At 70.5% G+C, this 6,000-nt stretch carries 5 protein-coding genes; all 5 read left to right on the top strand.

Annotated elements, in window-relative coordinates:
* Positions 1-332: 332 nt before the first annotated feature.
* On the top strand, positions 333-554 hold the full coding sequence (locus ABZ951_RS27575) for a LuxR C-terminal-related transcriptional regulator (RefSeq protein ID WP_344085897.1): 222 nt from the start codon (positions 333-335) through the stop codon (positions 552-554).
* A 189-nt stretch (positions 555-743) separates the two neighbouring features.
* A complete protein-coding gene (locus tag ABZ951_RS27580; RefSeq protein WP_344085901.1) occupies positions 744-1,961 on the top strand; it encodes a stearoyl-CoA 9-desaturase in 1,218 nt (405 codons plus the stop codon).
* 71 nt (positions 1,962-2,032) lie between these two features.
* On the top strand, positions 2,033-2,479 hold the full coding sequence (locus ABZ951_RS27585; protein WP_344085904.1) for a cobalamin-dependent protein: 447 nt from the start codon (positions 2,033-2,035) through the stop codon (positions 2,477-2,479).
* Entirely contained in the window at positions 2,476-3,876 is a 1,401-nt protein-coding gene (locus ABZ951_RS27590; RefSeq protein ID WP_344085907.1) for a methylaspartate mutase, read from the top strand. Before ABZ951_RS27585 ends, ABZ951_RS27590 begins: the two co-directional genes overlap by 4 nt.
* A 93-nt stretch (positions 3,877-3,969) precedes the next feature.
* A complete protein-coding gene (locus ABZ951_RS27595) occupies positions 3,970-5,943 on the top strand; it encodes an FAD/NAD(P)-binding protein (RefSeq protein WP_344085910.1) in 1,974 nt (657 codons plus the stop codon).
* Positions 5,944-6,000 lie beyond the last annotated feature (57 nt).

Below are 6,000 nucleotides of genomic sequence, written 5' to 3' on the forward strand. Positions count from 1 at the left end.
TGATTGACCGGAAAACCGATCGTCGAGCCGGTTGGAAGTCGGCCGAAAAGATGAAACTAAGGGTTAGTTTCACATTCCCGATAATGGGTAACCAGGGGATTCTCGTAGGTGTTATGTCCCCTTGTATTCCAAAATGGGGGGACTGTGTGTGTACGGGACATACATTTTACGATGCCTTGATCGAGGCAAAGAGTTGTCGAAGCGCAGGCTTGTTATTCTACCGTCCACATGTTTTATGAGCGCTGCACTTAAATGGGGGTGTTGTTGCAGTGGCGGGCATGAGCGGCACTGAAACTCACGAGCGGGAATTATGGTCCGAACAGCGTCGGCGCGTGGCTCTGCTGACCGACCGGGAATTCCAGGTGTTCCTGTTGCTGGGGGCCGGGTATTCGAATCGCAGTATTGCCACGCGACTTCGGGTCACCGAAGGCACGGTCAAGGCGCATGTCGCGCAGATTCTCGGCAAGCTGCGCGTCGAGTCCCGGCTCCAGGCGGGCCTGGTCTCCTACGCGCACCAGCTCTTCAACGAAAGTCCAATGGTCGCCGGGCTGTGAGGTCCGATAGAAATTCTCTGGGCGGCGGCCGGACGTTCCGCCCCGGTTCCCGATCGGGGGGCCGGGGCGTCAGCCGTGCTCCGCGACGTCGATTCCCGCGGCCGCCGTCCTGTCCGTCCTCCGGAAAGCACCGGAGGCCGTTGCCGGACAGCCCAGGAATGACAGACCCGGATCGAACCAGGAGAGCACGTGTCCGTTACCGATGCCCATCCGTGGCAGGCGGGCCCGGCCGCCGCCGCGGCCCCCGACCCGAGGGAGACCATGAGGCGCCTTCCAGGGCTCCTCCAGTCCCCGCTCACCGTCTTCACGGGCAAGCCCCTGGCCGGGCAGACCCCGTTCGGCTGGTCGCCGACCTACCACCTGGTCGCCGCGGTCGCCGCGATGATCGCGGGAGCCGCCGTCGGCGCGACGGGGTGGGCGCTGGGGTCCTGGTTCCTGTTCCTGCTGCTGCCCGGCTGGGCCGTCACCCTGCACGGCATGCGCAACCTGCGCATGATGGTCTACCACCAGTGCTCCCACAGGAACATGTACCGCAAGCGCACACTCGACGCGGTCATCGGCCGGGCCACGTCCAGCCTGTTGGTCATCCAGAACTTCGAGCGGTACAGCCGCGAGCACGTCAGCGACCACCACGCGGCTCACCACATGACCCTTCGCGACCCCACTGTGCAGGCATTCCTCGTCAGTCTCGACCTGCACCCCGGCATGACGCGACGTCAGATGTGGTCCCGGGTCCTGGCGAAGCTCGGCTCACCCCGCTTCCACTTCGCCTTCGCCTACGCCCGGACCCGCTCCTTCTGGAACAAGTCGGCGACGAGCGAGAAGGTCACCTCCGTGGCGCTCTACGGTGCCGCGGCGGCCGCCACGATCGCCACCGGCACCTGGGACGCCCTGCTGGTGATCTGGTTCGTCCCGCTGATCCCGCTGTTCCAGATCAGCAACACCCTGCGCCTGTGCGTCAAGCACACCTTCCCCCCGGCCGGCACCGAAGTGCGGCGCGGGCGCGAGTACTTCGCCTCGCTGACCAATGCCATCTTCATCGGTGAGCCCGCCCCCGACCGGGCTCTGCCCGCCGGGCGGCGCACCCTGGCCTGGGCCCGCTGGAGCCTGCGCATGCTCTTCGTCCACGCTCCCTCCCGCTACCTGGTCCTCACCGGCGACACCGTCGTCCACGACTACCACCACCGCGCGCCCTCCAGCCGCACCTGGGCCGACTACCTCTTCGCCCGGCAGCAGGACGCCGACGCCGGGCACCCCGGCTGGCCCCCCTACCACGAGGTGTGGGGCCTGGTCCCGGCGATCAACTACGTCTTCGACTCCCTCGCGGCCGCCGATGCCGAGGAGTACGACGTCACCCGGCTGCGCTCGGTCAGCAAGCGCGAGCTCTTCGCCGCCTTCGACGACTGACCGCCGCACCGGCCCCCGCGCGGACCCTCACCCGCCCGGCATCGTCCCGTACCCGAAGGAGCAGCAACCCCATGTCGCACAGCGAACGCCGTCTCGTCATCCTCGGAGTGGCCGCCAGCGACAGCCACGCTGTCGCCAACCACCTCATCGCCCACGCCCTGCGCGGCCTCGGCTTCGAGGTCGAGAACCTCGGCACCTGCACGCCCGTCGAGGAGTTCGCCCTGGCCTGCGAGCAGCACCCGGAAGCCGAAGCCGTCATCATCGGCAGCCTCAACGGCCACATCCACGAGGACCTGCGCGACCTGCCCGCCGCCCGCGAGGCCGGCCGCATCCCGTGCCCCGTCATCGTCGGCGGCAACCTCTCCGTCGGCAGCAAGAAGGACCCCAGGGACCTGCAGCGCCTCCGGGACCTGGGCGTCGACCGCATCCTTGAGGACCCTTCCCAGCTCCTGGCCGCACTCGACGCCTTGCGGGCGGACCGCGCGGCGGCCCGCCGGCTCCTGCCCGTGGCGTCATGACGAAGGTCAGCTATCTGCCGGGGCACTCCGAGAGCCCCGGCACGGAGGCCCTGCCACCCCTCGCGGAGTCCGTCGACTACATCGGCTCCCTCGGCAAACCCACGGCCGCCCGTGTCCTCAGGGACGCCCGCGACGCGGGCCGGGTGGCCATCCAGCCGCGCTGCGGCGTCGGCGGCCACGAGGAGATGAAGGCCCTCCTCCGTGAACTCGAGGACCAGGCGGCACCCGACATCCTCACCCTCACCATCGACTCGCACACCCGCCTCAAACGCTTCGAGCAGGCCCTGCGCTCCCTCAACCGGGCGCCCGCCGACCTCAACGGCTACCCCCTCGTCAGCCACGGCTATCTCCGCGGCAGGGACATCAACGAGTCCGTCACCGCACCGCTGGAGATCCGCCACGGCTCACCCGACGCCCGCATCCTCTTCGACGTCGCCGTCGCCTCCGGCATCACCTCCTTCGAGGGCGGCGGCATCTCCTACAACCTGCCGTACTCCAAGGCGGTCCCGCTCGAGGAATCGCTCGCCGCGTGGCAGGACGTCGACACGGTGTGCGGCGAACTCGCCGACCTCGGCCTCGTCATCGACCGTGAACTCTTCGGCACCCTGACCGCCGTGCTCGTCCCGCCCTCGATCAGCCTCGCGATCAGCGTCCTCGAAGCGGTGCTCGCCGCCCGCGCCGGGGTGCGGTGCATTTCCGTCTCCTACCCGCAGAGCGGTCACCTCGTCCAGGACGTCGCCGCGCTGCGGGCGATCCCCGTCCTCGCCCGCACCTACCTGCCGCCTGAGGTGGACGTACACGCCGTCCTCCACGAGTTCATGGGCGTCTTCCCCAAGAAGCGCGGCAACGCGGAGGACCTGATCTTCTACGGGGCCCTCGTCGCCCGGCTCGGCGGGGCCTCCAAGCTCATCACCAAGACCTACCAGGAAGCGTTCGGCATCCCCGACACCCGCGCGAACGTCGAAGGGCTGCGGCTGGCCGACCGCGCCAACTCCCCGCTCCTGGACTTCGTCACCGCCGACGAGGAGCGCGTCGCGGACGAGCTCTCCTGGATCGTCGAGGAGGTCGCCGACATCGTCGAACCCGTCCTCGCCGCACCCGACACCATCACCGCCGTAGTCGACGCCTTCGCGGCGGGCCGCCTGGACATCCCCTTCAGCGCCAGCCGCTACGCCAAGTCCGCGATCATCCCCAAACGCGACGCCGAGGGCGCCATCCGCTATCTGTCCACGGGCTCGCTCCCCTTCGGGGACCGCACCCGGCGGCGCAACAGCGAGCTCCTGAACGGCGCCGACGGCACGGGCCCCGTCATCGGATCCCTGCTGACCGGCCTCACCGACGACATCAACTACTTCCCCACCCTCTTCCGGGAAATGCAGCGGGAGACCCCCGAGTGACCGCCCCGCCCCCGCGCCCCGGGCCCGGCACGCGGGCCGCCGTCGGCTGAGCCCCGCCGTTTTCTCACGATCGCTTCAGCTAGGAGAGCTGGTATGTCAACGGAAGCAGCACCCCTGCGCATCTGCATCGTCGGGGCCGGGCCCCGGGGGACCGTGGCGCTGGAGCGCATCTGCGCCAACGCCCCCGAAGTCGCGGGGGACACACCGGTGGAGGTGCACGTCGTCGACCCCTACCCCGCCGGAGGCGGGCGGGTGTGGCAGCTCGGCCAGTCCCGCCGGCTGCTGATGAACACCGTCGCCGGCGACGTGACCGTCTTCACCGACGACACCGTCACCTGCGAGGGCCCGCTGACGGCCGGCCCCACCCAGTACCAATGGGCGCGCATGGTCGCCGAGGGCGAGGTCACCGACGTGACCGAGGAGGCGAGGGCCGAGGCCGCGGCGATGGAACCCTGGTCGTACGCCTCGCGCGCGTTCCAGGGGGAGTACCTCGCCTGGGCCTTCGCCCACATCGTGCGCAACGCCCCGGCCGGGGTCCGGGTCCGGGTCCACCGGACGCGGGCGACCTCCCTCACCGAGTCCGCGGACGGCAGGCAGCAGGTGTCCCTCGAAGGGCGGGAGCTGCCGCTGACGGCCGACGCGGTGATCCTCGCGCAGGGGCACTACGACGTCGAGCCCACGGACAGGCAGCACGAGCTCGTCGATTTCGCCTCACGCCACGGGCTGCACTACGTGCCGCCGAGCAGCCCCGCGGAGGCGGACCTCGCGCCGATCGGTGCGGGGCAGGCCGTCGCCCTGCGGGGACTCGGACTGAACTTCTACGACTACATGGCGCTGCTCACCGAGGGCAGGGGAGGGCGCTTCGTCCCCCGTCCCGACGGCGGGCTGACCTATCTGCCCAGCGGCGACGAGCCGGTCGTCCACGCCGGGTCGGGGCGCGGCGTCCCGTACCGTGCGCGGGCGGAGATCCGCCAGGAGATCGTGCCCCGCTACCGGGCGACGTTCCTGTCCGCCGACGAGATCGCCCGGCTGAGGGGCCCGGCGGGCACCGGCCGCACCGACTTCATGCGTGACCTGTTCCCCCTCGTGTCGAAGGAGGTCGCCTGGAACTACTACCAAGTGCTGTTGCGGGACGACGACCCCGACGGGCACGCCCGGCTGCTGGCCGAGTACCCGCAGCACGCCTGGGGATCCCCGGAGATGGAGGCGCTCCTGAGCGAACTGGTGCCCGACGCGGAGCTGCGCTGGAACTGGGAGGCGCTCGACCGCCCGGCGGACCGGCGCGAGTTCGCCGACGCCGCCGACTACCGCGCCTGGATCCTCAGCGTCCTCGACGAGGACCTGCGGCACTCGGACCTGGGCCCGGCCACCAGCGCCGTCAAGGCTGCCGCGGCGGTCATGCGCGACCTGCGCGACGAAGTGCGGCAGGTGATCTCCTACCGGGGCCTGAGCGGTACCTCCTACCGGGACCACATCGACCACTGGTTCAGCGGGCTGAACAACTTCGCCGCCAGCGGTCCGCCGGCCACGCGCGTCCGGCAGCTCCGTGCCCTGGTCGAGGCGGGGGTCGTCCAGGTGCTCGGCCCGCGGATGAGGGTCACGGCGGACGAGGAGTCCGGTGCCTTCTCCGTCGACTCGCCCCACGTGCCGGGCCCGCCGGTGCGGGTGACGGCGCTCGTCGAGGCCCACCTGCCGACGACCGACGTGCGCCGGGCCACCGACCCGCTGCTGGCGTCGCTGCTCTCCGCGGGGGGCTGCCGGGCCCACTTCATCCCCGACGCGGGGAACTCAGGCTACGAGACCGGCGGTTTGGACGTGACCGACGTGACCTTCCAGATCATCGACGGCCGAGGCGTTCCCCACCCGGCCCGTTTCTCCTACGGCCCCCCGGTGGAGTCGGTGCAGTGGGTCACCGCGATCGGGGCCCGGCCGCACGTCAACTCCCGCACGCTGCTCCAGGGCGACTCCATCGCCCGGTCCTGCCTGAAGCACGGCATGAGCCGCCTCGCCGCGTCCCAGGGCCCCGCCGCCCGGCGGGACGCGGAGCTGACGGCGCCCGTGCGCTGACGACAGGGCTGTCGGGCAGCCGGCACAAGGGGGCGGGCCCGGGGAGAAATCCCCGGG

The sequence above is a fragment of the Streptomyces sp. NPDC046215 genome, assembly GCF_040646215.1.
In the GTDB taxonomy this organism is placed as follows: domain Bacteria; phylum Actinomycetota; class Actinomycetes; order Streptomycetales; family Streptomycetaceae; genus Streptomyces; species Streptomyces stramineus.

What these genes read in the sequence shown, in the direction of transcription:
- ABZ951_RS27585 (WP_344085904.1), top strand. Translation starts at nt 2,033, where the DNA reads ATGTCGCACAGCGAACGCCGTCTCGTCATCCTCGGAGTGGCCGCCAGC.
- ABZ951_RS27590 (WP_344085907.1), top strand. Translation starts at nt 2,476, where the DNA reads ATGACGAAGGTCAGCTATCTGCCGGGGCACTCCGAGAGCCCCGGCACG.
- ABZ951_RS27595 (WP_344085910.1), top strand. Translation starts at nt 3,970, where the DNA reads ATGTCAACGGAAGCAGCACCCCTGCGCATCTGCATCGTCGGGGCCGGG.